Origin of the sequence: Pigmentiphaga daeguensis (assembly GCF_039523035.1) — a bacterium.
GTDB lineage: Bacteria > Pseudomonadota > Gammaproteobacteria > Burkholderiales > Burkholderiaceae_B > Pigmentiphaga > Pigmentiphaga daeguensis.
Window position 1 is genome coordinate 196,913 of record NZ_BAAAEN010000002.1, and the last position, 26,354, is coordinate 223,266.

At 68.0% G+C, this 26,354-nt stretch carries 28 protein-coding genes; 16 read left to right on the forward strand and 12 right to left on the reverse strand.

The annotated features are described in order from the left end of the window. Positions 1 to 147: 147 nt before the first annotated feature. A complete protein-coding gene (gene fliF / locus ABD104_RS03675; protein ID WP_087841502.1) occupies positions 148 to 1,803 on the reverse strand; it encodes a flagellar basal-body MS-ring/collar protein FliF in 1,656 nt (551 codons plus the stop codon). Between the two features lie 202 nt (positions 1,804 to 2,005). Here fliF and fliE point away from each other — a divergent pair, with 202 nt between their 5' ends. After that, on the forward strand, positions 2,006 to 2,359 hold the full coding sequence (gene fliE / locus ABD104_RS03680) for a flagellar hook-basal body complex protein FliE (protein WP_087841501.1): 354 nt from the start codon (positions 2,006 to 2,008) through the stop codon (positions 2,357 to 2,359). 22 nt (positions 2,360 to 2,381) lie between these two features. On the opposite strand, the gene ABD104_RS03685 is transcribed toward fliE, so the two are convergent. The 8 genes from ABD104_RS03685 to ABD104_RS03720 form a co-directional block, all read right to left on the reverse strand. Then, positions 2,382 to 2,723 (reverse strand): EscU/YscU/HrcU family type III secretion system export apparatus switch protein, encoded by a 342-nt coding sequence (locus tag ABD104_RS03685; RefSeq protein ID WP_087841500.1) that lies wholly within the window; start codon positions 2,721 to 2,723, stop codon positions 2,382 to 2,384. After that, positions 2,720 to 3,997 (reverse strand): flagellar hook-length control protein FliK, encoded by a 1,278-nt coding sequence (gene fliK / locus ABD104_RS03690; RefSeq protein WP_343927177.1) that lies wholly within the window; start codon positions 3,995 to 3,997, stop codon positions 2,720 to 2,722. The genes ABD104_RS03685 and fliK overlap by 4 nt, the downstream gene beginning before the upstream one ends. A gap of 97 nt (positions 3,998 to 4,094) precedes the next feature. Beyond that, positions 4,095 to 4,439, reverse strand: coding sequence for a flagellar protein FliT (locus ABD104_RS03695; protein WP_343927178.1), 345 nt, complete (start codon positions 4,437 to 4,439; stop codon positions 4,095 to 4,097). Then, positions 4,439 to 4,846 carry a flagellar export chaperone FliS gene (gene fliS, locus ABD104_RS03700; protein ID WP_243724574.1) on the reverse strand — a complete coding sequence of 136 codons (408 nt, stop codon included), beginning with the start codon at positions 4,844 to 4,846 and terminating at the stop codon, positions 4,439 to 4,441. Before fliS ends, ABD104_RS03695 begins: the two co-directional genes overlap by 1 nt. Before the next feature lie 136 nt (positions 4,847 to 4,982). Beyond that, positions 4,983 to 6,443 (reverse strand): flagellar filament capping protein FliD, encoded by a 1,461-nt coding sequence (fliD, locus tag ABD104_RS03705; protein ID WP_087841496.1) that lies wholly within the window; start codon positions 6,441 to 6,443, stop codon positions 4,983 to 4,985. A gap of 32 nt (positions 6,444 to 6,475) precedes the next feature. Continuing rightward, positions 6,476 to 6,838, reverse strand: coding sequence for a flagellar protein FlaG (locus ABD104_RS03710; protein WP_087841495.1), 363 nt, complete (start codon positions 6,836 to 6,838; stop codon positions 6,476 to 6,478). A 273-nt stretch (positions 6,839 to 7,111) separates the two neighbouring features. Continuing rightward, entirely contained in the window at positions 7,112 to 8,527 is a 1,416-nt protein-coding gene (locus ABD104_RS03715) for a flagellin N-terminal helical domain-containing protein (RefSeq protein WP_343927179.1), read from the reverse strand. A 258-nt stretch (positions 8,528 to 8,785) separates the two neighbouring features. After that, positions 8,786 to 9,907, reverse strand: coding sequence for a sensor histidine kinase (locus tag ABD104_RS03720; protein ID WP_165963216.1), 1,122 nt, complete (start codon positions 9,905 to 9,907; stop codon positions 8,786 to 8,788). Between the two features lie 324 nt (positions 9,908 to 10,231). On the opposite strand from ABD104_RS03720, the gene flhD reads away from it, so the two are divergent. The 12 genes from flhD (at position 10,232) to ABD104_RS03780 (ending at position 23,048) form a co-directional block, all read left to right on the forward strand. Next, positions 10,232 to 10,546, forward strand: a complete 315-nt coding sequence (gene flhD / locus ABD104_RS03725; protein ID WP_087841533.1) for a flagellar transcriptional regulator FlhD — start codon at positions 10,232 to 10,234, stop codon at positions 10,544 to 10,546. A gap of 36 nt (positions 10,547 to 10,582) precedes the next feature. Then, a complete protein-coding gene (flhC, locus tag ABD104_RS03730) occupies positions 10,583 to 11,140 on the forward strand; it encodes a flagellar transcriptional regulator FlhC (protein WP_087841492.1) in 558 nt (185 codons plus the stop codon). A 252-nt stretch (positions 11,141 to 11,392) separates the two neighbouring features. After that, positions 11,393 to 12,253, forward strand: a complete 861-nt coding sequence (gene motA, locus ABD104_RS03735; RefSeq protein ID WP_087841491.1) for a flagellar motor stator protein MotA — start codon at positions 11,393 to 11,395, stop codon at positions 12,251 to 12,253. Between the two features lie 23 nt (positions 12,254 to 12,276). Beyond that, on the forward strand, positions 12,277 to 13,185 hold the full coding sequence (gene motB / locus ABD104_RS03740; RefSeq protein WP_087841490.1) for a flagellar motor protein MotB: 909 nt from the start codon (positions 12,277 to 12,279) through the stop codon (positions 13,183 to 13,185). Positions 13,186 to 13,224: 39 nt separating this feature from the next. Then, positions 13,225 to 14,187, forward strand: a complete 963-nt coding sequence (locus tag ABD104_RS03745; RefSeq protein WP_087841489.1) for a chemotaxis protein — start codon at positions 13,225 to 13,227, stop codon at positions 14,185 to 14,187. Next, positions 14,177 to 14,572: a chemotaxis response regulator CheY gene (gene cheY, locus ABD104_RS03750; RefSeq protein ID WP_087841488.1), complete on the forward strand. Its 396-nt coding sequence runs from the start codon at positions 14,177 to 14,179 to the stop codon at positions 14,570 to 14,572. The genes ABD104_RS03745 and cheY overlap by 11 nt, the downstream gene beginning before the upstream one ends. Then, complete coding sequence (locus tag ABD104_RS03755; RefSeq protein WP_087841487.1) at positions 14,572 to 15,324, forward strand: protein phosphatase CheZ; 753 nt, start codon at positions 14,572 to 14,574, stop codon at positions 15,322 to 15,324. The genes cheY and ABD104_RS03755 overlap by 1 nt, the downstream gene beginning before the upstream one ends. A 12-nt stretch (positions 15,325 to 15,336) precedes the next feature. Next, on the forward strand, positions 15,337 to 17,163 hold the full coding sequence (locus tag ABD104_RS03760; RefSeq protein ID WP_087841486.1) for a chemotaxis protein CheA: 1,827 nt from the start codon (positions 15,337 to 15,339) through the stop codon (positions 17,161 to 17,163). Between the two features lie 194 nt (positions 17,164 to 17,357). Beyond that, the gene (flhB, locus tag ABD104_RS03765; RefSeq protein ID WP_165963217.1) at positions 17,358 to 18,527 is read left to right on the forward strand and encodes a flagellar biosynthesis protein FlhB; all 1,170 of its coding nucleotides are present in this window, start codon (positions 17,358 to 17,360) and stop codon (positions 18,525 to 18,527) included. Beyond that, positions 18,524 to 20,611, forward strand: a complete 2,088-nt coding sequence (gene flhA / locus ABD104_RS03770; protein ID WP_279817378.1) for a flagellar biosynthesis protein FlhA — start codon at positions 18,524 to 18,526, stop codon at positions 20,609 to 20,611. Before flhB ends, flhA begins: the two co-directional genes overlap by 4 nt. A gap of 37 nt (positions 20,612 to 20,648) precedes the next feature. Continuing rightward, positions 20,649 to 22,283 carry a flagellar biosynthesis GTPase FlhF gene (flhF, locus tag ABD104_RS03775; protein ID WP_343927180.1) on the forward strand — a complete coding sequence of 545 codons (1,635 nt, stop codon included), beginning with the start codon at positions 20,649 to 20,651 and terminating at the stop codon, positions 22,281 to 22,283. A 42-nt stretch (positions 22,284 to 22,325) separates the two neighbouring features. Next, positions 22,326 to 23,048 carry an RNA polymerase sigma factor FliA gene (locus tag ABD104_RS03780; protein ID WP_087841482.1) on the forward strand — a complete coding sequence of 241 codons (723 nt, stop codon included), beginning with the start codon at positions 22,326 to 22,328 and terminating at the stop codon, positions 23,046 to 23,048. 9 nt (positions 23,049 to 23,057) lie between these two features. On the opposite strand, the gene ABD104_RS03785 is transcribed toward ABD104_RS03780, so the two are convergent. The 3 genes from ABD104_RS03785 to flgA all read right to left on the reverse strand — a co-directional run bounded on the left by ABD104_RS03785 (position 23,058) and on the right by flgA (position 24,599). Next, on the reverse strand, positions 23,058 to 23,414 hold the full coding sequence (locus ABD104_RS03785) for a hypothetical protein (protein WP_087841481.1): 357 nt from the start codon (positions 23,412 to 23,414) through the stop codon (positions 23,058 to 23,060). 2 nt (positions 23,415 to 23,416) lie between these two features. Beyond that, positions 23,417 to 23,701: a flagellar biosynthesis anti-sigma factor FlgM gene (gene flgM / locus ABD104_RS03790; protein ID WP_165963218.1), complete on the reverse strand. Its 285-nt coding sequence runs from the start codon at positions 23,699 to 23,701 to the stop codon at positions 23,417 to 23,419. Positions 23,702 to 23,879: 178 nt separating this feature from the next. After that, positions 23,880 to 24,599, reverse strand: a complete 720-nt coding sequence (flgA, locus tag ABD104_RS03795; protein WP_087841479.1) for a flagellar basal body P-ring formation chaperone FlgA — start codon at positions 24,597 to 24,599, stop codon at positions 23,880 to 23,882. 177 nt (positions 24,600 to 24,776) lie between these two features. On the opposite strand from flgA, the gene flgB reads away from it, so the two are divergent. From flgB to ABD104_RS03810, 3 genes are read left to right on the forward strand one after another with little or no spacing between them, the layout of a single operon-like run. Then, positions 24,777 to 25,196 (forward strand): flagellar basal body rod protein FlgB, encoded by a 420-nt coding sequence (flgB, locus tag ABD104_RS03800; RefSeq protein ID WP_087841478.1) that lies wholly within the window; start codon positions 24,777 to 24,779, stop codon positions 25,194 to 25,196. A gap of 16 nt (positions 25,197 to 25,212) precedes the next feature. Next, positions 25,213 to 25,623 carry a flagellar basal body rod protein FlgC gene (flgC, locus tag ABD104_RS03805; protein ID WP_087841477.1) on the forward strand — a complete coding sequence of 137 codons (411 nt, stop codon included), beginning with the start codon at positions 25,213 to 25,215 and terminating at the stop codon, positions 25,621 to 25,623. 52 nt (positions 25,624 to 25,675) lie between these two features. Next, on the forward strand, positions 25,676 to 26,335 hold the full coding sequence (locus ABD104_RS03810; protein WP_343927181.1) for a flagellar hook assembly protein FlgD: 660 nt from the start codon (positions 25,676 to 25,678) through the stop codon (positions 26,333 to 26,335). Positions 26,336 to 26,354: the final 19 nt, after the last annotated feature.

Consider the following 26,354-nt stretch of genomic DNA (forward strand, 5'->3'; position numbering starts at 1 on the left):
ATCACTTCGTTGCACCCGCCGGCAGCCAGCGACAGCACCGACGCAACAATCCAAGAAACGGGTACTAGACCCAGGATGCGGTGGATCCGGCTCCGCCGGTCCACCCGCATCGCCCCCTGGGGGGCGCGCGAAGCGCGTAGGGGGGGGCTAAACATCGTTCACCCACTGCCGGATCACCGTGGCCACGACCTGCGGGTTCTCGCGTGCGAAGCGGCGGACCTTCTCCAGCGGATCTTCCGGTTGTTCCCCGGCGGCATCGGCGGCCTGGGCTTCGGCCATCATCGTGGGACCGTCGGCCGCGAAGACGGGCTCGGGCGGCGGCGGAGGAGCGGTCATCTGCTTGATGGCCGGACGGATCACCCCGATGATCAGGTACAGCACCGCCAGCGCAAGGACCATCGCCACGCCTATGTCGCGTGCCAGGTTGACGAACTCCGGCTGCTGCCAGAATGCCGGCTCGGAAGCGGCTTCGGCGGTGGCTTCGTTGAACGGGATGCTGATGACCGATACCGAATCGCGGCGCTGCGCGTCGAAGCCGACGGCCTCGTTGACCAGGGCCTTGATCTGGGCCAGTTCGGCATCGCTCAGCGGCGTGCTGACCGTCTCGCCCTTGACCACGCTGGTGCGGTGGTTGACCACCACGGCGGCCGACAGGCGCTTGATGCGGCCCACGGGCTCGCGCACGTAGCGCACGGTCTTGTCCAGCTCGTAGTTGGTGGTGTCGGCCCGCTTCACGTTCTGCGCGGGTAGCTGGGCCTGCGCGCCGGGAGCGGGCGGATTGGTGGCCGCGCCCCCGGTCGTCGGGGCGACGGCGACGCCCGGCGGCGTGTTGCTCAACGTGCCCGGTACGCCTCCGTCCATGCCCTGCGCCGGTTCGCGCGACTCCGAGCTCTGCCGGCTGCGGATCGCGGCCTGGTCGGGCGAGGCGCCATTGGGACGGTAGATCTCGTCGGTCTGCTCGTGCCGGCTGAAGTCCAGGTCGATCGCGACCTGCGCGCGCAGGTTCTGGGCGCCGACGATGGGCGAGATCAGTTCGGAGATGCGGCGGGTGTACTGGCGCTCCAGCGTGCGCAGGTATTCCAGCTGCGTGGCGTCCAGGCCGTTCGGATCGCTATCGTTGGCCGACAGCAGGGTGCCGGTCTGGTCCACCACGCTGACCGCGCCGGGCGCGAGTTCGGGAACGGAGGACGAGACCAGGTGGACGATCCCGGCGACCTGGCCGCGTTCCAGCACGCGGCCGGGTAGCATCTGCACCAGCACCGACGCCGTGGGCCGGTTTTGCTCTCGCATGAAGATGCTGGGCTTGGGAATGGCCAGGTGGACCCGGGCGCTCTTGACGGTGCCCAGGCTCTGGATCGAACGGGCCAGTTCGCCCTCCAGCGCGCGCTGGTAGTTGACCTGCTCCTGGAACTGGGTGAGGCCCAGGCGGCTGTTGTCCATCAGCTCGAAGCCGACGTTGCCGGCGCGCGGCAGGCCCTGCGAGGCCAGGCGCAGCCGGACTTCGTGGACCTGGTCGGGCGCCACCAGGATGACGCTGCCACCGTCGGCGACCCGGTAGGGCACTTTCTGCTGTTGCAGCGCGGCGACGATGGTCCCGCCGTCCTGGTCGGACAGGCCGCTGAACAGGACGCGGTACTCCGGGTCGCGGCTCCACAGCAACGCGGCCACCACGATGGCCACGAGCAGGGGGATGCCGATCAGCAAGGCGAGCCGGTGGCGCGTGGGCAGCCTGCCGAACGACTCCAGGAGCTTGTTACCCCGTGATGCCCCGGCGGCGGGTTGGTTCTGCGTGTCGTCGGCCATGTAATGAAGCGGGGCGTTGAATGCCAGATAAGAAAGAAGGGGCGCCGGAGCGTCCCATTTCCCAGGACTTGTATTATTTGATGCAGAATGTCACAGCCAAGGAAGGAATAGACGGGTTTTGCCCCGGTACTTCCCGGTCTGGATCCTTCCCGCCGCGGCTACCATCGCAGTCTCCAAAGAATTGCCCCATGGGAAACCGCATATGGACCGCATCCAGGACGTGCTCGCATCCTCCACCGGGCAAGCCGGCTCCACCGGCATGGCGCGCGCGGCGCAGATGCTGGCGCGGCCCGATGCCCTGATGGGCGGTGGCGCGGCCGCCGGCGCGGCGCCGGCATCCTTCGCCAACGTCCTGGTCGACGCGATCCAGGGCGTGCAGCGCGCCCAGTCCGAGGCCAGCGCCGTCCAGAAGGCCTACCAGCAAGGCGATCCCGAGGTCGGCCTGGAAACCACGATGATCGCGATGAACAAGGCCAGCCTGTCGTTCCAGATGCTGGCACAGGCGCGCAACCGCGTGATCGCGGCCTACAACGAAGTCATGAACATGCAGGTCTGAGCCCGGCCCGGGCGCCCGGCCTCTACGGGACCTGGCGTCCGTCCGGGCCGGCGCCCGCGGCGGCGCCGGCTTCCTCGTCCTGCCTGTACACCCAGGCCAGCACCTCCGCCACCGCCACGTACAGCGAGGGCGGGATGCGGGCATCCAGGTCCACCTTCATCAGCAGATCGATCAGCTCGCGCGAGCTGTGCACGAACACGCCCGCTTCCTTGGCGCGGCGCAGGATTTCCTCGGCGATCGCGCCGCTGCCCTTGGCCACCACGATGGGCGTCTTGCGCTCCTTTTCATAGCGCAGCGCCACCGCCTGGATGCGCTTGGGGTCGAGCGGGTCGTCGGCGGGCGATTCGGCGGCGGGGTGGGTCATGTGCGGGCCGGCGAGCGGGACGCCGTGGCGATCTTGAGGTCGGACATGCGCAGGCCCCGGCCATCCAGCGCCTGCTGCAGGTCCAGGCCGCTGGCGGCAAGGCGGGCCTGCAGGTCGCGCAGGCGCTGGCCGCGCAGTGTACGGGTGTCGGGCTGGATGGCGATGCGGGTATCGGTGCCGTCGAGCGCGATGTCTACCTGCATCGTGCCCAGATTGCGTGTCTGGACCGAGATGCGGACGCGCCAGGCCAGCGGCAGCTCGGGGTCGGCGCCCCTGCCTTCGTCGGGCTCGATTTCCAGCGTGAAGGGTTGTTCCGCCCAGGCGCCTTGCAGGAACAGGCGGCCGCTGGCCAGCGCCGCGATCTGGTCGTGCACGACCTGGCGCACGTCGGGCGGGATGGCGGCCAGGGCCGCTTGCAGACCCTTGGCCGCGCTTTGCTCGGGCGTGGCGGGCTCGGCCGCGGGCGTGGGAGTGCCGGCCTGGGGAGCCGGGTCGCGGGCCTGCGGCGCGGGCGAGAGCGCCGCCTGCGGTTCGGCGCGCAGCGCTTCGATGGGCAGGCGCCCTTCGCGCCACTCCTGCAGGTGGGCTTCGTAGAACAGTCCGGACTGCTGCACGGCCTGCCGGATCTGGCGCGCGGCTTCGTCCGGCAGCGTGCCCGCCGGGATGCGCAGGGCGTCCAGGGGCACGCTGCGCTGCGTCCCGCCGGTCTCGTCGACCAGCGCGAGCAGCAGGCGGGCCGAGCCGCTCAGCATCACCTTGGTGTCGCCGGTCTCGAGCTTGAGTTCTGCCAGCGACGGCATGGGCACCGGCGAGACCCCGCGCACCGCGCGCGCGGCCATCTCCGGTGAAGCCGCCTCGGAGTCGGCCGTGGCGGCAGGCAGGGGGCTTTGTCCCCGGCCGCCGCCATCGCCCGGCGATCGCGGGCCGCCGATACGGCCGCCGTCCTCGCCGTGCAGGAAGGTGCGGTCGTCCAGCAGCCGCAGCACCACGGTCATGCCCGGACTCAGTGCCTGGCGTGTATTGATCAGGTAGGGCTTGCCCGCGATGTTGACCAGCGCTTCGGTATCGCTGTTGGCCTGCAGCACCGTGGCCCGGACCAGCCCGTGCGGCAGTCCCGGCGAGCCGGGAGGGCGCGTGCCGCCTGCCGCGCTGCCGCCGGACACGTTCAGCAGCCGCGCGAGCACCGCCTCGCGGGCGTCTTCGCGATAACGCTCCCAGCTCTGCGCGGGGGAGACGCCGCTGATTGGCTGCGTCTGGCGAGTGTCCGCTACCAAGCGCCGTCTCCAGATATGTCGGGGCTATGCATGTCGTTCCGTCCCATGGACGCCCGGCCTGGCGGGCTGCGGCCTGCCAGGCCGGGCGTCGGCCCGTTCAGCGGTACATATGCGCGCCGAAGGCATGACGCCGGGGCCGGAGTATCTGCTCCAGTTCCCGCATCCACGGCTCGGCGATGTTCCGGGTGGCGGCGTCGTTGGCAAGGATCTCGCGTATCAAGTGCATGCAGGTTTCGCGTTCGGCGGGCGGGCAGGTCTCGATGGGGCATCGGCGCAATTGTCCCACGAGTCCGGCACAGGCCGATTCGCTGGCCGTGACGGCATCCCAGTCGCCCCGTTGCGCCGCGGCCAGCATCGTGCGGCTGATCTCGGCCAGCTGACCGTAGAGCACCGCCAGCTGGGCGGGATCGGGCGCCATGCCGTTGTCCTTGTGCATCGTCATCAGGCGGCCGCCTGGCTGTCGGGCTGGATCGAGGCCCAGGCCTCGCGCAGGCCGTCCAGCAGGCGCACGCTTTCCAGGATGGGGGCGGGGTCGTTGTCGATGCCGGCCTGCATCGTGCGCCGAAGCATGTAGTCGTAGAGGGCGTTCAACTGCCCGGCCAGGTCGCCGCCGGCCTTGTGGTCCAGGCTCGCGCGCAGGCCTTCGTCCAGGATGCGCGTGGCGCGGCTGAGCGCCCGGGTCTTGCCGAGCGGGTCGTTGGCCTCGATGCAGCCGATGGCCTTGCGCAGCGATTCCAGCGCGCCATCGTAGAGCATCAGGATCAGCGCATGGGGACTGGAGCTGGATACCCCGGTCTCCACCCCGACGCTGGCATAGGCTCTTGCCCCGAAATTTCCGAATCCCGACACGTGCGACTCCTGCTGAACGCATAGGGGCATGCCGCGTGCGCGGCAGCCCTGACGGATTTAACGGCCTGGCGCGCCGGGCTTAAAGCGGGAATTGGCGTGGCAAAACCGCCGAGTTCCCATTGGCGCGCCCGCCACGTTACTTGTTGAGGTTCTTCAACGCCTCGATCTGCTGGGTCAGGAAGCTGCCGGTGTTGTTGAGCTGGGTCAGCAGCGAATCGAGCGCCGTGAACTGCTGGCGGTAGCGCGCCTCGATCTGTTCCAGGCGATTGCTCATCTGGTTCTGCTGGGTCTCCAGGGTCTTGATCGTGCTTTTCAGGCCGTCGGTGCGGCTGTCGATCACGCCCTTGCTGTCGGTGTAAGGCGACAGCTGGGCGGTGAAGCGCTCGACCAGGCTTTGCGAGCCTTCGCCAAAAGGCTTGGGGGTGAACAGCCTGGACACGGCGCTGGGATCCGCCGCCATGGCCTTGTTGAACTTGTCGGTGTCCAGCGTCAGCGCCCCGTCCTGGTCGAAACCCACGCCCAGCGAGGCCAGCGTCGTGTAGGGGCCGGTGGCGCCCTGCATCGGCGAGAAGACTTCATTGCGCATGCGGGCGGTCAGGTCGCGCACCAGTCCGTCGCCGGCCAGCGGCCCGGTGGTGCCGGCCTTGCCCCGGGTCTCGCTGGGCGCGTTGGCCGATAGCGCCGCCGCCACGTTCAGGAAGGAGTTGTAGGCGGTGACCAGCGATTGCAGCGCCGCCGCGCCGCCGCTGGGTGACGGATTGGTGGCGATCGTGGTGGTGCCGGACTTCTGCAGGGTGATGGTGACGCCGTCGAGCACCGATGTGACGGTGTTGGTGGCGCTTGTCACTTCCATGCCGTCCAGCTTGAATTGGGCGTCGGCGCCGGCTTGAAGCCGGCTCATGCCGGCTGGCGAGCCGCCGCTGGAATAGGACGGGGCGGTGGCCGGGTCGTAATCGAAGAAGTCCAGCGAACGGGTACCGCCCGCACCCGAGTCCGAACTGGTCACCTGGAAGGCATTGGCCGCGCCGGTGGTGGTGGACGTCAATACCAGCCGCGATCCGGAGCCGTCGGTGACCAGCGAGGCCGTGACGCCCATTTCCGCCTTGTTGATGGCATCGCGCAGGCCGGACAGGGTGTTGTTGGTGGCATCGATGACGATGGACTTGGCCTCGGCCTCGCCGGCGACGAAGCTGCCGTTCTCGACCTTGCCGAGTTTGAAGGTAAGGGTGCCCGCGTTCAATTGCGCATCGTTGGCCAGCGCGCCGCTGACGGCCTTCTCGGCCTGGGCCAGCGACGTGACGTCGAGCTTGTGGCTGATCTTGCCGGCCTTGTTGTCGGCCGTGATGAAGGCGACCGACGAGTCCGACGAGCTGCCGACCAGGCCCGTGAATTTTTCCGGCGTCAGGCCGGAGGCCGCCGTCAGCAACGAAGACAGCGAGCTCTTGAGCTGGCCCAGCGCAGAGATCTTGGTCTGGGCCGAGGTGGCCTGGGCCTGCAGCTTGGTCAGCGGCACCTTTTCGGCCGCCATCAGGTTGGTCAGGAGGGTGGACAGTTCGAGGCCGGAGCCCACGCCAAGGGCGGATCCTACGCTAGCCATGGAGTATTCCTGGTATCGGGTTGGCGGGCGGTTCAGGCCTTGCGGCTGAACAGGGCGCCCTTGATCTGGTCCAGCGAACGGCTGAGCGCCAGCGCTTCCTCGGACGGGATCTGCCGGATCACGTCCTGGGTGTCGCTGTCGATCACCTTGACCACGACCTTGCCGCTGTCGTCGTCGATGCTGAAAGTCAGGTTGTGCGCCGCCAGCGGAACGAAGCGGTTGAAGGCGTCGACCGCGGCCCGCAGTTCCCCCACGTCCGGCACTTGAGCCGTGGCCGGCAGCGACGGGTCGAGCAGGTTGGTCGAGCCCGCGGGCGCGATGGGCCTGGCGGCCGACGCGGCGGCCGTTGCCAGGCTGCGCAGGTCGGCGGCGGTATCGATGGCGTTGATGCTCATGTGGGTTCCGTGGCGTTGAGGGGCGATGCCGCCGGGGGCGACGCGATACGTTGATTAACGGGAAGGAGAAGGAAAACTTGAGGGAAGGGAGCTTGCCCGGGAGGATGGCCGCAAGCAAAAAAAAGCCCCCACGCTTGCCGCTACGCGGCGGCGCTGCCCCCCGAGGGGGCGCTTTTTTGCCTTGGGGCGGCCCGGCGGCAAAAAAATCCCCGCCCGGCGCAAGGCGGGGCGGGGACGGCCGCCGGAAGGAAACCGGCGGAGGTGCCGCAATGCTTAGCCGCGGAGCAGCGTCAGCACGTTGTTGGGCAGCGAGTTGGCCTGTGCCAGCATCGCGGTGCCGGCCTGCTGCAGGATCTGGCCGCGGGTGAGCGCAGCGGTTTCCGACGCGAAGTCGGCGTCCTGGATGCGGCTGCGCGACGAGGACAGGTTCTCCGAGGTGGTTTCCAGGCTGGAGACCACCGAGGTGAAGCGGTTCTGGATCGCACCCAGCGAGGCGCGCGCGTCGCTGACCGTGGACAGGGCAGCGTCCAGCGCGGACAGGGCATTGGAGGCGCCGGCGACGGTCGAGATGTCGATGGCGTTCAGGGCGGTGCCGGTCTGGGTGATGGTGCCGGTCAGCGCGAAGGCGCCGGTGCTGCTGATCGAGCCGGTCACGCCGGTGGGAGCCTTGTACGAGACGTTCAGCGAAGCGCCCGTGGTGCCGGCGGCATCCAGGCCGAAGTCGGCCAGCGTGGAGCCGACGGCGGTGCCCAGCGTCAGGGCGCCGATCGTGATGTTGCGGCCGTCGGCGGCTTCGAGCTTCAGGCCCGAACCGGTGTCGATGGCACGCACGCCGGTGGTGGCCGATTGCGCGTTGATCGCGGTCAGGGCGTTTTCACGGTTGGTCGCGGCGTTGGTGGTGGCGGTCAGGTTGATCGTCAGGCCGTTCAGCGTGAAGCTGGCGGTGCCGGCGGTCGTGGTCGTGACCGCCGACGTGCCGGTGGCTTCGGTGGCGTTGGCGGTGACGCTCAGGCCGGCGATGCCTTGCGTGTTCAGGGCATTGGCGATGGCCTTGGCGTCGTTGGCGATGCTGCCCAGGTCGAACGTGCCGGCCGAACCGAAGGTGACGGTCTGCGCCGCGGCGGTATCGCTGGCGGTACCGATCGACAGGTTGGTCGCGTTGAAGCCGTTGTACTGGCCCAGCGTCGAGGCCCTGGCATCGGCGATGTTGGAGATGGTGATGGTCTGGCCGGCGTTGGCGCCGACCTGGAATTTCTGGGCGGCGAACGAGCCGTCCAGCAGCTTGGTGCCGTTGAAGTCGGTGTCGCGGGCGACGCGATCGATTTCGGCGGTCAGCTCGGCCACTTCCTTCTGCAGCGAGGCGCGGTCATCGGCCGAGTTGGTCGAGTTGGCCGATTGCACGGCCAGCGTGCGGATGCGTTGCAGGTTGGTGCCGATCTGGCTCAGCGCGCCTTCGGCGGTCTGTGCCAGCGAGATGCCGTCGTTGGCGTTGCGCACGGCCTGGTTCAGGCCGTTGATCTGCGTGCTCATGCGCTCGGAAATGGCCAGGCCGGCGGCGTCGTCCTTGGCACTGTTGATGCGCAGGCCGGTCGACAGGCGCTGCAGGGCGGTGTTGACGGCGCTCTGCGAGCTGTTCAGGTTGCGCTGCGCGTTCAGCGAAGCGATGTTGGTGTTGATGACTTGTGCCATGACCTATCTCCGTGAGGGTGAGTCATATGGTGTTTCAGGGAGGGGCCCTGGGGGCCCGACGATGCATCCGCGGCTGGAGGTCCTTCCGCAATTGCGCCAGGGCCATCGCTGGCTGCATGCAATGCCGGCGTGGCCGCGTTGAGGCAATTAACGGGGCGGCGATTTGAAAACTTTAGGCGGGGAAGGGGGCGGGATGGAAAAAAATACCGCTAAAGTTTCGCCGCCGCGGTCCGATTGCGGGCGGTGCCGGAGCGGGCTTCAGGCCGGTGTTTCCAGCGTGAAGTAGAAGGTCGCGCCTTGTCCGGGCGCACTTTCGGCCCAGATCTGCCCGCCGTGGCGGTTGATGATGCGGCGGACGGTGGCCAGGCCGATGCCGGTGCCGGGAAAGTCGCAGGTGCGGTGGAAGCGCTGGAAGGCGCCGAACATGCGTTCGGCGTTCTGCGCATCGAAGCCGGCGCCGTTGTCGCGTACGAAATAGATGGTGCTGTTGCCACGCAGGAGGCTGCCGAACTGGATGTGGGCCTCGGCCCGCTTGCCGGTGAATTTCCAGGCATTGCCCAGCAGGTTGTCCAGCACGATGCGCATGAGCCCGGCATCGCACTCGGCCAGCGCCGAGGCGGGCAGTTCGTACTCGACCTGGCGGTCGGGCTGGCTGCGGCGCAGGCTGGCCAGGACCTCGCGAGCGATGGCCGCCAGGTCGACCCGGGCCTTGAGCAGGCTGCTCTGGTTGATGCGGGCGAGCTGAAGCAGGTCGCCGATCAGGTCCTCCATGCGCTGTGCGTTGTCCACGATGTGCCGCAGGTGCTTGGCGTCGGTTTCGTTGGCCTGGCCGGCCAGCCCGCGCTCGAGCAGCCCGGCGAAGCCGGCGATCTGGCGCAGCGGCGCGCGCAGGTCATGGGAGACGGAGTACGAGAAGGCTTCCAGTTCCTCGTTGATCACGCTCAGCAGGTGGGTGCGCTGGGCCACCCGCTTTTCGAGTTCGTTCTGGATGCGGCGGGCGGCTTCCTGCTGTTCCATGTGCTGCGTGATGTCCTGCGCGTAGCCGGACACGGCGATCGACTCGCCCTCGTCGTTGCACAGGCAGCTCATCTGGATCTCGAACCAGCGCGGCTCGCCCTTTACCGTCCAGATCTGCTCGAAGCGCTTGCGCGTGCGGGATTCCAGCAGTTGCCGATGGCGTAGCGCGTGGACGCGGGCGATCGAGGCAGGCATGAGCTCTTCCATGGCCTTGCCCAGGCAGTCTGCCGCCCGGGCGATGCCGAGCATGTCGGCGTAGGCCTGGGAGACGTACCGGTAGCGGCCTTCCCGGTCCACGACCCAGGTGGCGACCGGGAGCGATTCCAGCGCGGCTTCCAGCAGGGCATGGTCGTTCCCGGCCAAGCTCGCTACCTGCTGGATGGGTGGAACCGCATTTCGCATTTACGTGTTCAAATGAAACAAGTGATACAAAATCTGTAAGAAAAATTCTTACATGCGGAGTTTACCTAAGCAGACGCGAATTCCAGCGGGGTTCCAATGCCAATTTGGTAACAAGTGTCCAATAATTTACATATTGAATTGGTCCCTGCGCCGGCGGAAATAGCCGGCCAGGATACTTGTTTTTTCTTTCCCGTTTGCGGGATTACCCTGAAAGGAATCGCGATGACTCAAGTTTGCGACGTGGTCGATGTGGACGTATCGGCTCCCCAGGCCGCGACTTCCCCCATGTCCCGGCTGAGCGAAGAGATCCGCGATGCCAATCTGACCTATCTCATGCTGGCGCAGCAGATGCTGCGGGTCGATCGCAGCGAGGCGCTCTATCGCCTGGGCATCACGAGCGAGGTGGCCGATATCCTTTCTTCGCTGACCACGGCCCAGTTGCTCAAGATCGCCGGCTCCAGCATGCTGCTCGCCCGATTCCGCTTCGACGACTCGCTGGTCTGGAACCTGCTGTCCTCGCCCAAGCGCGACGATGTTTCCCCCCGTATCCATGCCGCCATTCTGATGGCCGGACGTACCGCCGCGATGGCCGCATCCTGAGCCACGCCATGTCTTGCAGCAGTATCCGGAGGCAGCATGGCTCGCGCTAAGAGCGTGCTGTCCGAGGCGCGCCAGATCGAGATCGCGTCCGAACTCATCCGCCTCGATGCCCGGTTGCAGGTGCTCGAGGCGGAGGTGCAGCTGTCGCGCGAGCGCCTGCTGCGCCTGTACCGCGAGATCCGCGGAAAATCTCCCCCCAAGGGCATGCTGCCGTTTTCCACGGACTGGTTCATGACCTGGCAGCCCAACATCCACGCTTCGCTGTTCATGAACATCCACCGCCACCAGGTGGGCCTGGACGACGCGACGGCGGTCGAGGCGCTGATCCGTGCCTATCGCCTGTACCGGGAGCAGATCGGGCAACTGGGCCTGCCCGAGGTCCTGTCGATCACGCGGGCCTGGCGCCTGACCCGGTTCTTCGACGCCGGCATGCTGGGCATGACGGCCTGCACCTGCTGCGGCGGCGAATTCGTCACCCATACCTTCGAGCTGGCCCACCAGTACGTCTGCGGGCTTTGCCACATGCCGTCCCGCGCCGGCAAGACCCGGCGCACGGCCAACGCCGCGCAGGCCGCCAAGGCGGCCCCCCGCTGATGCCGGCCACGGGAGCTTCCGCTCTCAAGTTTTGTTTTTGCCGGCCGAAAACCCGTTCATGGCTTCGCGCAATGTGCCACCGAAGCCTGATTGCCCCACGCACGTCGTTCCCCAGACTCCTGGCCCGGCAAGGCCCCGATGCTCCGCATCGAGGCCCTTTGCCCAGACCCAGGATGCGGTGGATCCGGCTCCGCCGGTCCACCCGCATCGCCCCCTGGGGGGCGCGCGAAGCGCGTAGGGCGGGACATCCACATGCTCGTCATCATCGGCTACATCATCGTTGGGGCGTCTGTGCTGGGCGGATATGCCATGCATGGCGGCTCGCTGGGCGCGCTGTTCCAGCCGTTCGAACTCGTCATCATCGCCGGCGCGGCCCTGGGCGCGTTCGTGTGCGGCAACTCCAGCAAGGTAGTGCGGGCGACGCTGAAGGCGCTGCCGACCACGCTGCACGGCTCGCGCTTCACCAAGCAGCGCTACCTCGACCTGCTGGCGCTGCTGTACGAGATCCTGAACCGGGTGCGGCGCGAAGGCCTGATGTCCATCGAGGCCGACGTCGAGGAGCCCCACAACAGTCCGTTGTTCCAGAAATACCCCGCGCTGGTGGCCGACGAGCACCTGGTCGAGTTCGTGACCGACTACCTGCGGCTGATGGTAAGCGGCAACCTGAATCCGCTGGAGCTGGAAGCCCTGATGGACCAGGAAATCGACACCCACCACCAGGAGGCCAGCGTGCCGGCGCATGCCATCCAGCGTATCGCCGACGGGCTGCCGGCCTTCGGCATCGTCGCCGCGGTCATGGGCGTGGTCAACGTGATGGGATCGGTGGGCGAGCCGCCGGCCGTGCTGGGCGCCAAGATCGGGGCGGCGCTGGTCGGCACCTTCGTCGGCATCCTGCTGGCCTACGGCATCGTCGGTCCGCTGGCCTCGGTGCTGGAGCAGAAGGTAAGCGAAAGCAGCAAGCAGCTCGAATGCATCAAGGTGGCCCTGCTGGCGAGCCTGAACGGCTATGCGCCCGCGCTGGCCGTGGAGTTCGGCCGCAAGGTGCTGTTCTCGACCGAGCGTCCCACGTTCGGCGAGCTGGAGGACACGGTGCGGGGCAAGTCCGCGGCATGACGGCACGGTAGGGAGTCGCGATCATGGCAGGCAAGGACGGCGCAGCGCCGATCATCATCAGGCGGTCCCGCAAGCGGGCCGGCAAGGCCCATGGCGCGGGCATGTGGAAGATCGCCTATGCGGACTTCGTCACCGCCATGATGGCCTTCTTCCTGCTGATGTGGCTGCTGACGACGTCGGCCCAGGCCGACCTGGAGGGCATCTCCGAATATTTCCGTACGCCCCTGCGCGTGGCGGTCACGTCCGGGAGCGTGGCGGGCGATCCGGTCAGCGTGCTGACGGGCGGCCAGCATGTGAGTCCCCGCATCACGCCCCAGCGCCGGGCCAGCGACGAAGAGCAGGAGGCCCGCGAGCGCCGCAAGCTGGAGGGCCTGAAATCCGAACTCGAGAGCCTGATCTTCACGCAGCCCACGCTGACCCAGTTCAAGGACCAGATCCTGCTGGATTTCACCGACGAGGGGCTGCGGATCCAGATCGTGGACGAGAAGAACCGGCCCATGTTCGATACCGGCAAGACCGTGCTGAAGGACTACAGCCGCGTCATCCTGGACGAGCTGGCCCGCGTGCTGAACGGCGTCGAGAACAAGATCTCGATTTCGGGCCATACCGACTCGACGCCCTATGCCGGCGGCAATGGCGGCTACAGCAATTGGGAACTCTCGGCCGACCGCGCCAATGCGGCACGGCGCGAAATGCTGACCGCCGGGATGCAGGAGGACAAGGCGTTGCGCGTGGTCGGGCTGTCCGACTCCGTGCCCTTCAACCGTGCCGACATGAAGGCGGCCGAGAACCGGCGCATCAGCATCGTGGTGCTGAACAAGCGCAGCGAGGAATTTCTCAAGAAAGGCGGCGTTTATGTCGATGTACCCGCCATTCCCGGCAGGTTGAACGACGGGACGCCGTTGCGGGTGTCCGCTCTGGAATCGCAATGATCACTGGGCCGGCTTGGGCCGGCCGGTATGGAGGATGCTATGGGTGCCGGTGACAATCGGTTGATGGAAATGGTGGACGAGAAGGCCCGGCTGGCCGGTTCCAACAAGATGGAGCTGCTGCTGTTCTCGCTGGGGGGCAGCGAGGTCTTCGGCATCAACGTGTTCAAGGTGCGCGAAGTGTGCGAGACGATTCCGATCACCCGCACGCCGAACGTGCCGCGCGGGGTGGAGGGCATCATTTCGCTGCGCGGCGCGATCCTGCCGGTCATCGATCTGGCCACCACGATCAACATGAAGGTCGACGCGCCGCGCACCAAGCTGCTGATCACCGAGTTCTCCAGCCATACGCAGGCCTTTCTCGTGGCGGACGTGGACCGCATCGTGCGCATCGACTGGGACAAGGTCAAGTCGCCGCAGTCCATGCCATCGAACAACACGTCGTTCATGACGGCGCTGACCGAGCTGGCCGATGGCAAGCTGGTTTCCATCCTGGACGTCGAGCAGATCCTGGCCTCGGTCATCGGCGAGGACAAGATCCCGTCCGAGATCCAGCAGGTCGATGCCGACATCAAGGCGAACGTGTTCTTTGCCGACGATTCCTCGCTGGCGCGCAAGAAGATCACGGAGGTGCTGGACCGGATGGGGCTGCCGCACCAGCATGCCACCAACGGCGCGGACGCCTGGGACAAGCTCAAGGGCATCGCGGCCCGGGCCGAGGCCGAGAAGCTGCCGCTCGACCTGATGCTGGGGCTGATCCTGGTCGATGCCGAGATGCCCGAGATGGACGGCTACGTGCTGACCCGCCACATCAAGTCCGATCCCCGCTTCGCGAAGATTCCCGTCGTGATGCATTCGTCGCTGTCGTCGGTCGCCAACAAGAAGCTCGGGCAGCAGGTGGGCGTCGATGCCTATGTCGCGAAATTCCACCCCTCGGAACTGGCTAGTATGATCGCCGCTCAACTCACACACATCAAGGCCAGAAAGGGAGCAAATGAAGCCTGACGATTTGAAGTTCCTTATCGTCGACGATTTTTCGACGATGCGGCGCATCGTCCGCAATCTCTTGAAGGAACTCGGCTACAACAACGCCGACGAGGCCGAGGACGGCCAGATCGCATTGAGCAAGCTGCGCAGCGGCCTGTTCAATTTCGTGGTCAGCGACATCAACATGCCGAACATGAACGGCTTCGAGCTGCTGCGCGAGATCCGCGCCGACGACCAGCTCAAGAAGCTGCCCGTGCTGCTGGTGACCGCCGAGGCCAAGAAGGAAGACATCGTGCTGGCCGCCCAGATCGGGGCGAACGGCTACATCGTCAAGCCCTTCACCAAGGCGACGCTGGAAGAGAAGCTGACCAAGATCGTGCAGAAAATGAGCGGGAGCACGTAATGGCCCATACCGGCGATACCGAAGACCTCGAAGCGTTGTTCGACCAGATTTCGTCCGAGACCCTGGCTCGGCTCGACGCCGAACCGGCGGCCGACGCGGCCCCGGCCGCGGATCCCGCCGCGAGCGCGGGCGAGGCGGCGGCCGAGCAGTCGCCGGAGTTCTACCAGCGGGTCGGCATGCTGACCCGGCAGTTGCACGACGCGTTGCGCGAGCTGGGCTACCACCAGAAGGTGGAGCAGGCCGTCCACTCGCTGCCCGACACGCGCCAGCGCCTGGACTACATCGCGCGGCTGACGGGACAGGCCGCCGAACGCGCCCTGTCCAACGTCGAGAAAGGCCAGGAGATCCAGGAGGGCGTGGAGCGGGAAGGCGCTCGCCTGAGCGGGCGGTGGCGCGAGCTGTACGAGCGCCGGCTGGGCGTCGACGACTTCAAGCAGGTGGCGGCCGACACCAGTGCCTTCTTGGACCGTACCCAGGAGGATGCCCGAGCCACCCAGGCGCTGCTGACCGACATCATGATGGCGCAGGATTTCCATGACCTGACGGGCCAGGTCATCCAGAAGGTGCTCAAGCTCGCCCAGGACTTCGAGGACGAGCTGGTCAAGCTGCTGATCGAGAGCACGCCTCCGGAGAAGCGCAATGCCGCGCACAGCGAATGGATGAACGGCCCCGTCATCGACGCCTCCAGCCGCGACGACGTGGTGACCAACCAGGCGCAGGTCGACGACCTGCTGGAAAGCCTGGGATTTTGAGCGAGTAAACGAGTGTCAGCCTTCTCCGACATGCAGGACCTGCTTGCCGATTTTCTGACCGAGGCTTCGGACCTGCTCGACGACGTCGACATCGGCCTGGTCGAGCTGGAGCAGCGTCCCGACGACGCCGGCCTGCTCAACCAGGTGTTCCGGGGTTTCCACACGGTCAAGGGCGGGGCCGGGTTCCTCGAGGCGACGCCGCTGGTGGAGTTGTGCCACCGGGGCGAGAACCTGCTGGACCTGCTGCGCGGCGGCTCGCTGCGCATCACGCCGGAAATCATGGACGTGATCCTGGCCGCGACGGGAGAAGTGCGGCGCATGTTCTCGGAAATGGAGCGCGGGGCGATGCCCGAGCCGGCGCCCGCCGGGTTGCTGCTCGCGCTCGAGGCCGCCGCCATGGGCGAGACGGTCGACACCAGCACGCTGCGGACGGATTCCCTGCCGGCCGCGGCCGCGGCCGAGGCCTCGCGCGTGCTGGCCCACGCCGCCGCGCCGGCCCCGCGGGCGGACAGCGAGCCGGACTGGCTGGGCTACTACCGCGCCGCATTCGGCGACCCCCCGGGGATGCAGGTCGAGGCCCCGGCGGCGGCCGAGGCAGGCGCGCCGGCATCGTCGCGGCCCTATCGCCCCGAGATGCTGGCCCCCGCGGGCGGCGCGCAGGCCGTGGCCAAGGACGCGACGATACGCGTGGATACGGCGCGCTTCGACCAGATCCTGAACCTGTCGGGCGAGATCGGCCTGACCAAGAACCGGCTGTCGTGCCTGCGCGACGCGCTCCTGGGCACCAGCCGCCGGGACGACGCGGCGGCCGAGACGCTGGATGCGGTCTTCAGCCAGCTGGATACGCTGGTTTCCGACCTGCAGTCGGCCGTCATGATGGCGCGCATGCAGCCGGTCGGCCGGGTGTTCCAGAAGTATTCGCGCCTGGCGCGCGACCTGGCCCGCCAGCTGGGCAAGGACGTGGAGCTGAACATCACCGGCGGCGAGACCGAGGTCGACAAGACCATCCTGGACGAGCTGAACGACCCGCTGGTGCACCTGATCCGCAACGCCGTCGATCATGGTATCGAGACCATGGTCGAGCGCCGCTCGGTCGGCAAGCCCGCGCGCGGCACGGTCCACCTGTCGGCCCGCCAGACGGGCGATTCCATCGTGATCGAGGTATCGGACGACGGCCGCGGCATGGATCCCGACGTCATCCGCCGCAAGGCCATCGAGAAAGGCGTCATCAGCGCGGAAGACGCCGCCGTGCTGGACAACGCCCATTGCCTGCAACTGATCTTCCTGCCGGGGTTCTCCACCCGCAGCGAGGTCAGCGACCTGTCGGGGCGCGGCGTCGGCATGGACGTGGTCAAGACCAACATCGAGAAGCTCAAGGGGCAGATCGACATCCAGTCCGCGCCGGGCATGGGGTCGCACATCGTGATCTCGCTGCCGCTGACGCTGGCCATCCTGCCCGTGCTGATGCTCAAGCTGGTGGACCAGCCCTACGCCATTCCGCTGTCCGTCGTGCGCGAGATCATTCCGCTGCGCCAGGAGGAAATGCACACGGTGGGCAGCAACCAGGCCTTGACCATACGCGGCGAGATCCTGCCGGTCATCGACCTGGCCGTCCTGCTCGGGCGCCAGCGCGAAGAGCCGCCGTCGCTGGCGGTCGTGCTGGCCTACGGCGAACGCCAGCTGGTCCTGGGCGTGGACGGCTTCATCGGCCAGGACGAGGTCATGATAAAGCCGCTGGAAGGCATCCACCCCAAGGGCGTGGCCGGCGCGACCCTGTCGGGCGACGGCACGCTGGTGCTGGTCCTGGAGATGAAGCAACTGCTGGAAGGGGTGTTTTGACCCCCGGGCGCCGGCAGGCCTGCCGCGGGCGCGAGTAGCGGCGCTTTCCGGGGTCTGTTTCGGGCTTTGTCCGCGCAGGCCATCGCGAATAATCCATACGCCTACATGGCTGGGGCGGCGCGCGTTCGCCTGGCTGGCGTGAGGCCGCCGGGGGCGCGGATAGCGCGCCGGCGTTCGTCGATATCCGGAATACCGTGGCAGATAACCAGGAAAGCGGCCAGGAAAAAACCCTGGCACCGTCCCAGCGGCGGCTGGACCAGGCCCGCGAGGAAGGGCGCGTCGCGCGTTCGCGCGACCTGTCGGGCGCGGTCGCGACCTTCGCCTGCGTGGCGGCGCTGGCCTTGGCGGGGGCGGGCATCGCCGATCGCGCCATGACCTGGATGAAGACTGCTTTCGCCACGGCGGCGGGAACGGCCGCCGTCACGCGCGACGATGCGATGCTGCTGAAGTCGTTGAACGAAGTGCTGGCCGATGCACTGCTGGCGATCGCCCCCATCCTGGCGGCCGGCATGGCGGCGGGTATCCTGGGTTCGATCGGGTTGGGCGGGCTGGTGCTGTCCGGCAAGGCGCTGGGCCCCGATTTCAGCCGGCTGTCGCCGCTCAAGGGCTTCGGCCGTATCTTTTCCCTGGCCGGGCTGGGCGAACTGGGCAAGTCCATCCTGAAGGTCCTGGTGCTGGGCGGCGTGGCCGGGCTGCTGGTCTGGCATGGCTCCCAGGGCTGGCTGGCACTGGTCCTGCCGTCGCCTCCGCGGGCCCTGGCCGAGCTGGGCGGGATGCTGTCGAATCATGCGCTGGTGCTGGCTGGCGCGCTGTTCGTCATCGCGGCGGCCGACGTGCCGCTGCAATGGTGGAACCACCACAAGAACCTGCGCATGACCTTCGAGGAAGCCAGGCAGGAGAACAAGGAAACCGAGGGCGACCCTCACGTGAAGGGGCGCATCCGCCAGTTGCAGCGCGATCGGGCGCGCTCGCGCATGATGCAAGCGGTGCTCACGGCCGACGTGGTGGTGACCAATCCGACCCACTATGCGGTCGCGCTCAAGTACGACGACAAGCGAATGGGGGCGCCGCGCGTGGTGGCCAAGGGGACGGACGGCGTCGCCGCGCGCATCCGCGAGCTGGCCGGGCAGCACAAGGTGGCGGTGCTGGAGAGCCCCAGGCTGGCCCGTGCCCTGTATCGCCACGCCGACATCGACCAGGAAGTCCCGGTGGCGCTGTACCGCGCGGTCGCGCAGGTGCTGGCGCACGTCTACCAATTGCGGGACTACGTGTCCGGACCGCCGCCCGAGCTGCAGCCGGTCGAGATCCCCGCGGGTTGGGATCCGCTGGATGACGCGCCGCTGCGTCGCGGAGGGCGGGCATGAGCGGCCGCAGCCTCAAGCTGGGCGGGTTGGAGTTCAATTCGGCGCAGCTGCGCGAACTGGGCATGCCGGCCTTCATCCTGCTGGTGCTGGGGATGATGCTGCTGCCCCTGCCGCCGCTGATGCTGGACCTGCTGTTCACCTTCAACATCGCGATCTCGCTGCTGGTGCTGATGGTGGCCACCTATACGAAGCGGCCGCTGGATTTCGCGGTATTCCCCAGCGTGATCCTGGTCACCACGCTGCTGCGCCTGTCGCTGAACGTGGCGTCCACGCGCGTGGTGCTGCTGCACGGCCACAGCGGCCCCGATGCCGCGGGCAAGGTGATCGAGGCCTTCGGACAGTTCCTGGTAGGCGGCAACTTCGCCGTGGGCGTGGTCGTGTTCCTGGTGCTGGTCATCATCAACTTCGTCGTGATCACCAAGGGCGCGGGCCGGATCGCCGAGGTGTCGGCGCGGTTCACGCTGGACGCCATGCCGGGCAAGCAGATGGCGATCGACGCCGACCTGAATGCCGGGCTGATCGACGAAGCCACCGCCCGCAAGCGCCGTAGCGACGTGGCCCAGGAAGCCGACTTCTACGGCGCGATGGACGGCGCGTCCAAGTTCGTGCGCGGGGACGCCATCGCCGGCATCCTGATCCTGTTCGTGAACATCATCGGCGGCCTCCTGATCGGCGTGGGCCAGCACGGCCTGAGCTTCGCGGAGGCCGGACGTGCCTACGTGCTGCTGTCCATCGGCGACGGCCTGGTCGCGCAGGTGCCGGCGCTGCTGGTGTCCATTGCCGCCGGCCTGATCGTGTCCCGCGTGGGCGAGGGCGAGGACATCGGCACCGAGGTGGGCAAGCAGTTGCTGGGCACGCCGCAGGCGATCGCCCTGTCGGCCGCGATCATCGGCATGCTGGGCCTGGTGCCGGGCATGCCCAACCTGGCATTCCTGACGCTGGCGGCGGGCCTGGGCGGGCTGTCCTGGCGCATGGCGCGGCTGCGCAGGCGCCAGGCCGAGACGGCGGCCGCGCCGCCCGTGGTCGACGAGCCGGCGGAGGCGCAGGAGGCCAGCTGGGACGACGTCACCCAGGTCGATACGGTGGGGCTGGAGGTCGGCTACCGGTTGATCCCGCTGGTGGACAAGACCGGCGACGGCGACCTGTTGAAACGCATCAAGGCCCTGCGCAAGAAATTCGCCCAGGACGTCGGCTTCCTGCCAGCGGCCGTGCACATCCGCGACAATCTCGAATTGCGCCCTGGCGGCTATCGCATCACGCTCAAGGGCGTGGCGATCGGCGAGGGCGAGGTGCAGACCGGCGGCTTCCTGGCCATCAACCCGGGCCGTGTGACCCGCGAGATCCCGGGTTCTCCCACGCGGGATCCGGCGTTCGGGCTGCCGGCGCTGTGGATCGAGGCCACCGCGCGGGAGGCGGCGCAGGCCGCCGGCTATACCGTGGTCGACATCGGCACCGTCATCGCGACCCACCTGTCCCATCTGCTGCACAACCACGCCGCCGACCTGCTGGGCCGCGCCGAGCTGCAGGCGTTGTGCGACCACTTCACGCGCGGCACGCCCAAGCTGCTGGAAGACCTGGTGCCCAAGCTGATCTCGATGGCTACGCTGCAACGGGTCCTGCAATCGCTGCTGGACGAGGGGGTCCACATCCGCGACTTCGGCACCATCGTCGAGACGCTGTCCGAGCACGCGGTCCATACCCAGGATCCGGTCGAACTGGTCGGGGCGGTGCGAGTCGCGCTGGGGCGGGCCATCACCCAGGGGATTTTCGGCGCCAACGGCGAAGTCGACGTGCTGGCGCTGGACCCCGAGCTGGAGCGCATACTCCAGACCATCAGTTCCAAGGCCGGCGAGATCGGCGCCATCGAGCCCGGCCTGGCCGAACGCCTGTTGAGCGAAGCCGCCGCCGCGGTCGAGAAGATGGATGCCGTGGGCAAACCCGCCGCGCTGCTCGTGCCCGACCGCCTGCGCCTGGCCCTGGCTCGTTTCTTCCGCCGTTCCGTGCCGCGCCTGAAGGTGCTGGCGCATTCCGAGATTCCCGAATCCCGCCTGATCCGCGTCGCATTGACGCTGGGAGGGCGCTGAGCATGTCCATCCTCTCTAGCTTCCAGGTATCCGCTCCATGAAGTTCCGCAAATTCATTGCTGCCTCCACGCGGGATTGCCTGCGCATGATGCGCGAAGCCCTGGGCGCCGATGCCATGATCGTGTCGACCCGGCGTACCACGGCAGGGGTCGAGGTGGTCGGCATCCGCGCGCAGGACATGCCCACGGCAGACGAGGTCGCGGGCGAGGTGGCCCACGTGGCCGTCGCCTCGGCGCCGGCAGTCGATCCTTCCCGGGAGGAACAGGCTGCCCGGCCGGCCCTGTGGGACGACATGGAGGACGAATCGGTGCGCCTGTCGCCGGCGGCCCGGGTGCTGGCGCAGCATGACGAGACGCCCGGGCGCGCGGCACCGGCCACCCAGGCGCAGCCGGACGCCGCCGCGGCCGAGCCGCCGCGCGTCGAATGGCCGCGCCTGCAGGAAGGCCAGATTCCGCACCTGGTACGCGCGGGCGGCGACTATGCCGATCCGGCGCACGCCATGGCGGTGGCCGCCGCCGACGGCGGCGCGGACAAGCCCGTGCTGCGCCTGGGCGTGAGCCGTCCGGCCGCGGACCGGCGCGCGGCGCCCCGCGCCAACGGGACTGCCGATCGTCCGGCGCGGCCCACGGGGCAGGCTGCGCCCGCCAAGCCGGCGGCTCCCGCGACGGTGACCGCCAGGCTGGATGAACAGGATCGCGCCGAACTGGCGAGCCGGGTAGCCGATCCCATCGTCAGCGAGATGCGCTCGATGCGCGGCTGGCTGGCGCACCAGATGGACGCGATGGCCTGGCGCGACAGCACCCAGCGCCACCCGCTGCGCCGCGAGCTGTGGCGGCGCATGGTCGACTGCGGTTTCACGCCGGAGCTGGCACGCAGCGTCGCGTCGCGCCTGCCGGCCTCCCAGGGCGTGGACGACGTCGAGCGCTGGCTGGCCGAAGTGCTGGTCCGCAATCTTGCCTGCGTCGACGCCGAAGCCAGCATCGTCGCCCAGGGCGGGCGCTACGCCATCGTCGGCCCCACGGGGGTGGGCAAGACCACCACCACCGCCAAGATCGCGGCCCACTGCGTGGTCAGGTACGGCGCTGGCGCGCTGGGATTGATCTCGACCGACCAGAACCGGATCGGCGCGGTGGACCAGCTTCACACCTTCGGCCGTATTCTCGGCGTCGAGGTCTATGCGGCCAAGGGCGCCAGCGATCTCGACGTCCTCCTGGCCAGCATGGCGGACCGCAAGCTGGTCCTGATCGACACGGCAGGCATGAGCCAGCGCGATACGCAGATCGCGCGCCACCTGCAGGCCATCTCCGGCGAAGGAGTCAAGCGGCTGCTGGTGATGCCCGGTGGCTCGCATGCCGAGCAGGCGGAGGACATCGTGAACGGCTATTCGGCCGGCGGGCTGGCGGGCATGGTGGTGTCCAAGCTGGACGAAGCCGTGCGCCTGGGCGGCGTGCTGGACGCGGCCATCCGCCATCGCGTGCCGTTGCACTACATGACCAACGGCCAGCGCGTGCCCGAGGACATCCATGTCGCCAACGCGCGGCTGCTGGTGCACCGGGCGCTGCGCGTGCGCAACGCGCCGGTGTTCGCGCTGGAGGCCGAGGAGCTCGACTGGGCGTGCGCGGCCGCGATGCCGCCGGTGGAGTCCGCATCGTCGCAGCCGGCGCAGGCCTGACCATGGGACACCCCCGTCCCGAATTTTCCCCGCGAGAGATGAATGTATACGCGTGAAGGAACCCTGGCGCGCGAGACCAACGTCGAACAGTACGTGCCCATGGTGCGCCGGATGGCCCATCACATGGTGGCACGGTTGCCCGCCAGCGTGCAGATCGAGGACCTGATACAGGCCGGCATGCTGGGCCTGCTGGATGCGCTGGGCCGCTTCGAGGAAGGGCTGGGCGCGCAGTTCGAAACCTACGCGACCCAGCGCATACGCGGAGCCATGCTCGATGAGCTGCGCCGGGGCGACTGGCTGCCGCGCAGCGTCCGGCAGGTCCAGCGCAAGATCGAGGCGGCCATGCATCGCAGCGAGCAGAAGCTCGGCCGCTCGCCCACCGACACCGAGATGGCGGCCGAGCTGGAGGTGGGGCTGGCCGAGTACCAGCAGATGCTGGTCGATGCCCGCGGCGTGCAGTTGTTCCACTACGAGGATCTGGAGAGCGGCGAGGATGCCGACGACTACCTGGATCGGCATATGTCCGCCGACGGTTCGGGCGATCCTCAATCGAGGCTGTCGGACCGCCGTTTCCGCGAGGCGGTGGTGAACGGCATTGAGCGCCTGCCCGAGCGCGAAAAGCTGGTGATGGGTATGTACTACGAGCAGGAAATGAACTTCAAGGAGATCGCCGCGGTGCTGGGCGTGACCGAGTCGCGGATCTGCCAGTTGCATTCGCAGGCGGTTTCGCGTTTGCGCACGCGCCTGAAGGAGTGGGGGCGCTGAGGCCCGTGTTCAGCGCGACAACTGGCCGGAGGCGGAGTAGGACAGCTCGGCCCCGCTGATGCGCGCCAGTGCAGCGTAGCGGGCCGAGGCCGACACGGTATTGAGCGTGGACAGTTCGGCGCCTATTTTCAACGGGAGCGCTGCTTCGGCCAGGCGTTCGCGCCAGGCCTGCCGCACTTGCGGCTCGGCCGCCTGCAGGCCGGGCAGGGCACGCGGGATGGCGCGCTGCACTTCCAGCACGCGCAGGCTGAGGTCCTGGGTGGCGGCGTCGATGCGCTGGGTGTCCGCGCCGGCGACGGCCTGGGCCAGCGACTTGCCGGCGGCGCAGCAGCGTTCGACGATCTGGGAGAATTCGTCGGGGGTCATGATTAGCGCGCCAGGCCGCTTTCGATTTCCAGCAGGCGGTCGGCGACGACCTCGGCGTTCACGGTGAATTCGCCGTTGCGAATGGCCTGCTTGATGCGCTCGACGTTCTCGGCGTTGAAGGGAGCTTCGCCCGCCGGCACCTGGTTGGTGGCCAGCGCCGACAGCTGGACCTGGTCGAGCCCCGATCCGCCGGCGGGCGCCGGGGCGGGCGTCGCGGGACGGGCTTCCGTGCCTGGGGCGGACCGGGAAACCTTGATTGAATCGGGACCCTTTGGGGTGATCTTCACGTTGACTCCATCTTGCTGCCGCTGTGGAGTGGTCGCGCCAACCCCGGCAGATGAGGCAATTATCGGCGCCTGCGTCCCGAACTTTAGCATCGGCGCGCCGGGCGCGGGCGTATTGCGCTACAGGATGTAAGCACTGCGTGGGCGGCTTCAAGAGCCGGCGCCGCCCGGGGAACATGCCCTAGAGATTGACTTCGATTTCCCGGTCCTCGCGCAGGATGCCCGCCACGGTGCGGCCCGAATCGAGCTGGACGCGCGCCGTCTGGCCCGGGCTGGCCGGGTGCAGCATCCGGCCGGTGGCCTTGATGACGAAGCCCGCTCCAGTCAGCACCACCTGCACGGGGTCTCCCGGTCCGAGGTGGGCACGCGACTGCACGGCCGATGGCGGAATGGGTTCGCCCGCCTTCAGCGGACGCGTGACGGTCGAGCCCTCGAGCTGGCGTGGATCGGTGGCTACGCCGCGGGGCCAGGCCGCCACGTTCACCTCGGCCAGCGACCAGTCGCTTTCGCGCAGCACGGTCCCGGCGGGCAGGGGGCGGCTGGGAACGGGCACGGGCACGAGCAGCGCGACCTCGGCCGGGATGCGGATCTGCCAGGGCTGGTGCGCGCAGCGCAGGCCGATCGAGGTCTTGCCGGTGGGCCTGCCGCCGGCGGGCAGGAACACCTGGGGCGCGCAGGGGGCCTGGGCGATGCGTTCAGCGGCCTGCTCCTGGATGTGGATGTCCAGGCGGCCGCCCAGCGTGGCGGCCGCGGCGGCGGCGCGCGCTTCGAGCAACTGGCGGCCGCGCTCGAGCAGGTCGGCGGCGGACGGCGAGGTGCCGGGCGTATCCGCCCAGGCGGGAAGCTGCGCCAGGCAGGCCAGCAGGAGCGCCGCGACGGTCGCGCGGCCGGACCGTTTCATGGAGCGGCTCTCCGGGATTTTCGAGGGACGCGACACTCTATCGCGCCCCGGGCGGCCGGAAGGTGAAAACAAGGATGAAAAAGATGCCTTACTCCGCCTTTGTTCATGGCAGGGAATCCGAATAATGGCGATACCTGCGAAAGGGCCCGGTACCGCACGCAAGGACAAGGAGGTCATGTGATCAGCCGCATAGGCGACGAACTGATGTTCAACGCGCAAGCCCTGGAGCTGCGTGCCCGCCGCCAGGAGGTCCTGGCGGCCAACCTGGCCAATGCCGAGACGCCCAACTACAAGTCGCGGGACTTCGATTTCGGCGCCGCGCTGCGGGCCGCCACGGGCACGCCGGAGCCCGATGCCGCGCAGGCGCCGCTGCGGATGGCCGCCACCGATGCCCGGCACCTGCGGGGCGACGCCGGGGACGGCCTGCCGGTGGCATTGAAGTACCGCACGCCCACGCAGGCCTCGATCGACGGCAATACCGTCGATCCGGACCTGGAGCGCACGCGCTTCGCCGACAACGCGCTGCGCTACGACGCCGCGCTGCGCATGTTGAACGGGCAGGTCCAGACGCTCCAGCGTGCGATCCAGAACAACTGAACGAGGCACTATCCCCATGTCCATGAGCAAGGCATTCGAGATCGCCGGTTCGGCACTGACCGCCAACAGCCAGCGCCTGAACGCGGTGGCCAGCAATCTCGCCAACGCCGAAAGCGTGAGCGGGCCGGACGGCCAGGTCTACCGTGGCCGCAAGGTGGTGTTCGAGTCCTATCTCGTCCCGGGCGCCGTGGCCGGCGGCAACGGCGTGCGCGTAAGAGAAGTGCTGACCGATCCCTCGCCGCCCAAGCGCATCTACGATCCGAAGCATCCCATGGCCGACGCCGAGGGCTATATCAGCATGCCCAACGTCGAGGTCGTCGATGAAATGGTCGACATGATCGCCGCCTCGCGCGCCTACCAGACCAACGTCGAGGTCATGAACACCGCCAAGACCTTGATGCAGAAAACACTGACGCTGGGCACCTAGCCCCAGACGCCGGGCCGCCCGCGGAACGGGCGCCCTTTAGCAAGGAATCCGCATGGCCGTTTCCAACGTCAACAGCAACACCGGGGCCGGAGCCTCGGGCAACTCCCTGGCCGCGTCGTCCGCGGAGGAGCTGTCCAACCGCTTCCTGACCATGCTGACCGCGCAGATGCGCAACCAGGACCCGCTCAACCCGCTCGACAACGCCGAGCTGACGTCGCAGCTGGCCCAGATCAGCACGGTCACCGGCATCAGCCAGCTCAACACGACCATGCAGTGGCTGGGCTACAGCATGGGAAGCCTGCAGGCCACCCAGGCGGCATCGTTGATCGGCCGCAAGGTCATGCTGGCCGGCGACGGCCTGACCCTGGCCGACGGCAAGGCCGAAGGCGGCTATGTGCTCAGCATCCCGGTCGAGAGCGCCGAGCTGGTCGTGAAGAACGCCGACGGCATCGAGGTCGCGCGCAAGAAGCTGGCCGACGTCGATGCCGGCGTGCATGCCTTCACCTGGGACGGCAAGAATGCGAAGGGCGACACGCTGCCCGACGGCGACTACGAGTTCGAAGTGCAGGTCGGAGAAGGCACCAAGGTGGGGGCGGCGCCGCCGCTGAGCGTGACCCAGATCACCTCGGTGCGTCCGTCCTCGGGCTCGACCACGGTGGTCGATGCCAAGGGCAATCTCGTCAACCTGTCCGACGTCTACCAGGTCTGGTAGTACGGCGCGTCCCGCCCCG

Coding starts and splice junctions, on each gene's coding strand:
- fliF (WP_087841502.1), bottom strand. CDS start 1,803: ATGGCCGACGACACGCAGAACCAACCCGCCGCCGGGGCATCACGGGGT.
- flhC (WP_087841492.1), top strand. CDS start 10,583: ATGGCTCGCGCTAAGAGCGTGCTGTCCGAGGCGCGCCAGATCGAGATC.
- flgC (WP_087841477.1), top strand. CDS start 25,213: ATGTCCATGAGCAAGGCATTCGAGATCGCCGGTTCGGCACTGACCGCC.
- ABD104_RS03810 (WP_343927181.1), top strand. CDS start 25,676: ATGGCCGTTTCCAACGTCAACAGCAACACCGGGGCCGGAGCCTCGGGC.
- ABD104_RS03695 (WP_343927178.1), bottom strand. CDS start 4,439: ATGACGATGCACAAGGACAACGGCATGGCGCCCGATCCCGCCCAGCTG.
- ABD104_RS03755 (WP_087841487.1), top strand. CDS start 14,572: ATGGCCCATACCGGCGATACCGAAGACCTCGAAGCGTTGTTCGACCAG.
- ABD104_RS03715 (WP_343927179.1), bottom strand. CDS start 8,527: ATGGCACAAGTCATCAACACCAACATCGCTTCGCTGAACGCGCAGCGC.
- fliD (WP_087841496.1), bottom strand. CDS start 6,443: ATGGCTAGCGTAGGATCCGCCCTTGGCGTGGGCTCCGGCCTCGAACTG.
- flhA (WP_279817378.1), top strand. CDS start 18,524: ATGAGCGGCCGCAGCCTCAAGCTGGGCGGGTTGGAGTTCAATTCGGCG.
- ABD104_RS03745 (WP_087841489.1), top strand. CDS start 13,225: ATGGGTGCCGGTGACAATCGGTTGATGGAAATGGTGGACGAGAAGGCC.
- ABD104_RS03785 (WP_087841481.1), bottom strand. CDS start 23,414: ATGACCCCCGACGAATTCTCCCAGATCGTCGAACGCTGCTGCGCCGCC.
- flhF (WP_343927180.1), top strand. CDS start 20,649: ATGAAGTTCCGCAAATTCATTGCTGCCTCCACGCGGGATTGCCTGCGC.
- cheY (WP_087841488.1), top strand. CDS start 14,177: ATGAAGCCTGACGATTTGAAGTTCCTTATCGTCGACGATTTTTCGACG.
- ABD104_RS03780 (WP_087841482.1), top strand. CDS start 22,326: ATGTATACGCGTGAAGGAACCCTGGCGCGCGAGACCAACGTCGAACAG.
- fliE (WP_087841501.1), top strand. CDS start 2,006: ATGGACCGCATCCAGGACGTGCTCGCATCCTCCACCGGGCAAGCCGGC.
- motB (WP_087841490.1), top strand. CDS start 12,277: ATGGCAGGCAAGGACGGCGCAGCGCCGATCATCATCAGGCGGTCCCGC.
- flhD (WP_087841533.1), top strand. CDS start 10,232: ATGTCCCGGCTGAGCGAAGAGATCCGCGATGCCAATCTGACCTATCTC.
- ABD104_RS03685 (WP_087841500.1), bottom strand. CDS start 2,723: ATGACCCACCCCGCCGCCGAATCGCCCGCCGACGACCCGCTCGACCCC.
- ABD104_RS03710 (WP_087841495.1), bottom strand. CDS start 6,838: ATGAGCATCAACGCCATCGATACCGCCGCCGACCTGCGCAGCCTGGCA.
- flgA (WP_087841479.1), bottom strand. CDS start 24,599: ATGAAACGGTCCGGCCGCGCGACCGTCGCGGCGCTCCTGCTGGCCTGC.
- motA (WP_087841491.1), top strand. CDS start 11,393: ATGCTCGTCATCATCGGCTACATCATCGTTGGGGCGTCTGTGCTGGGC.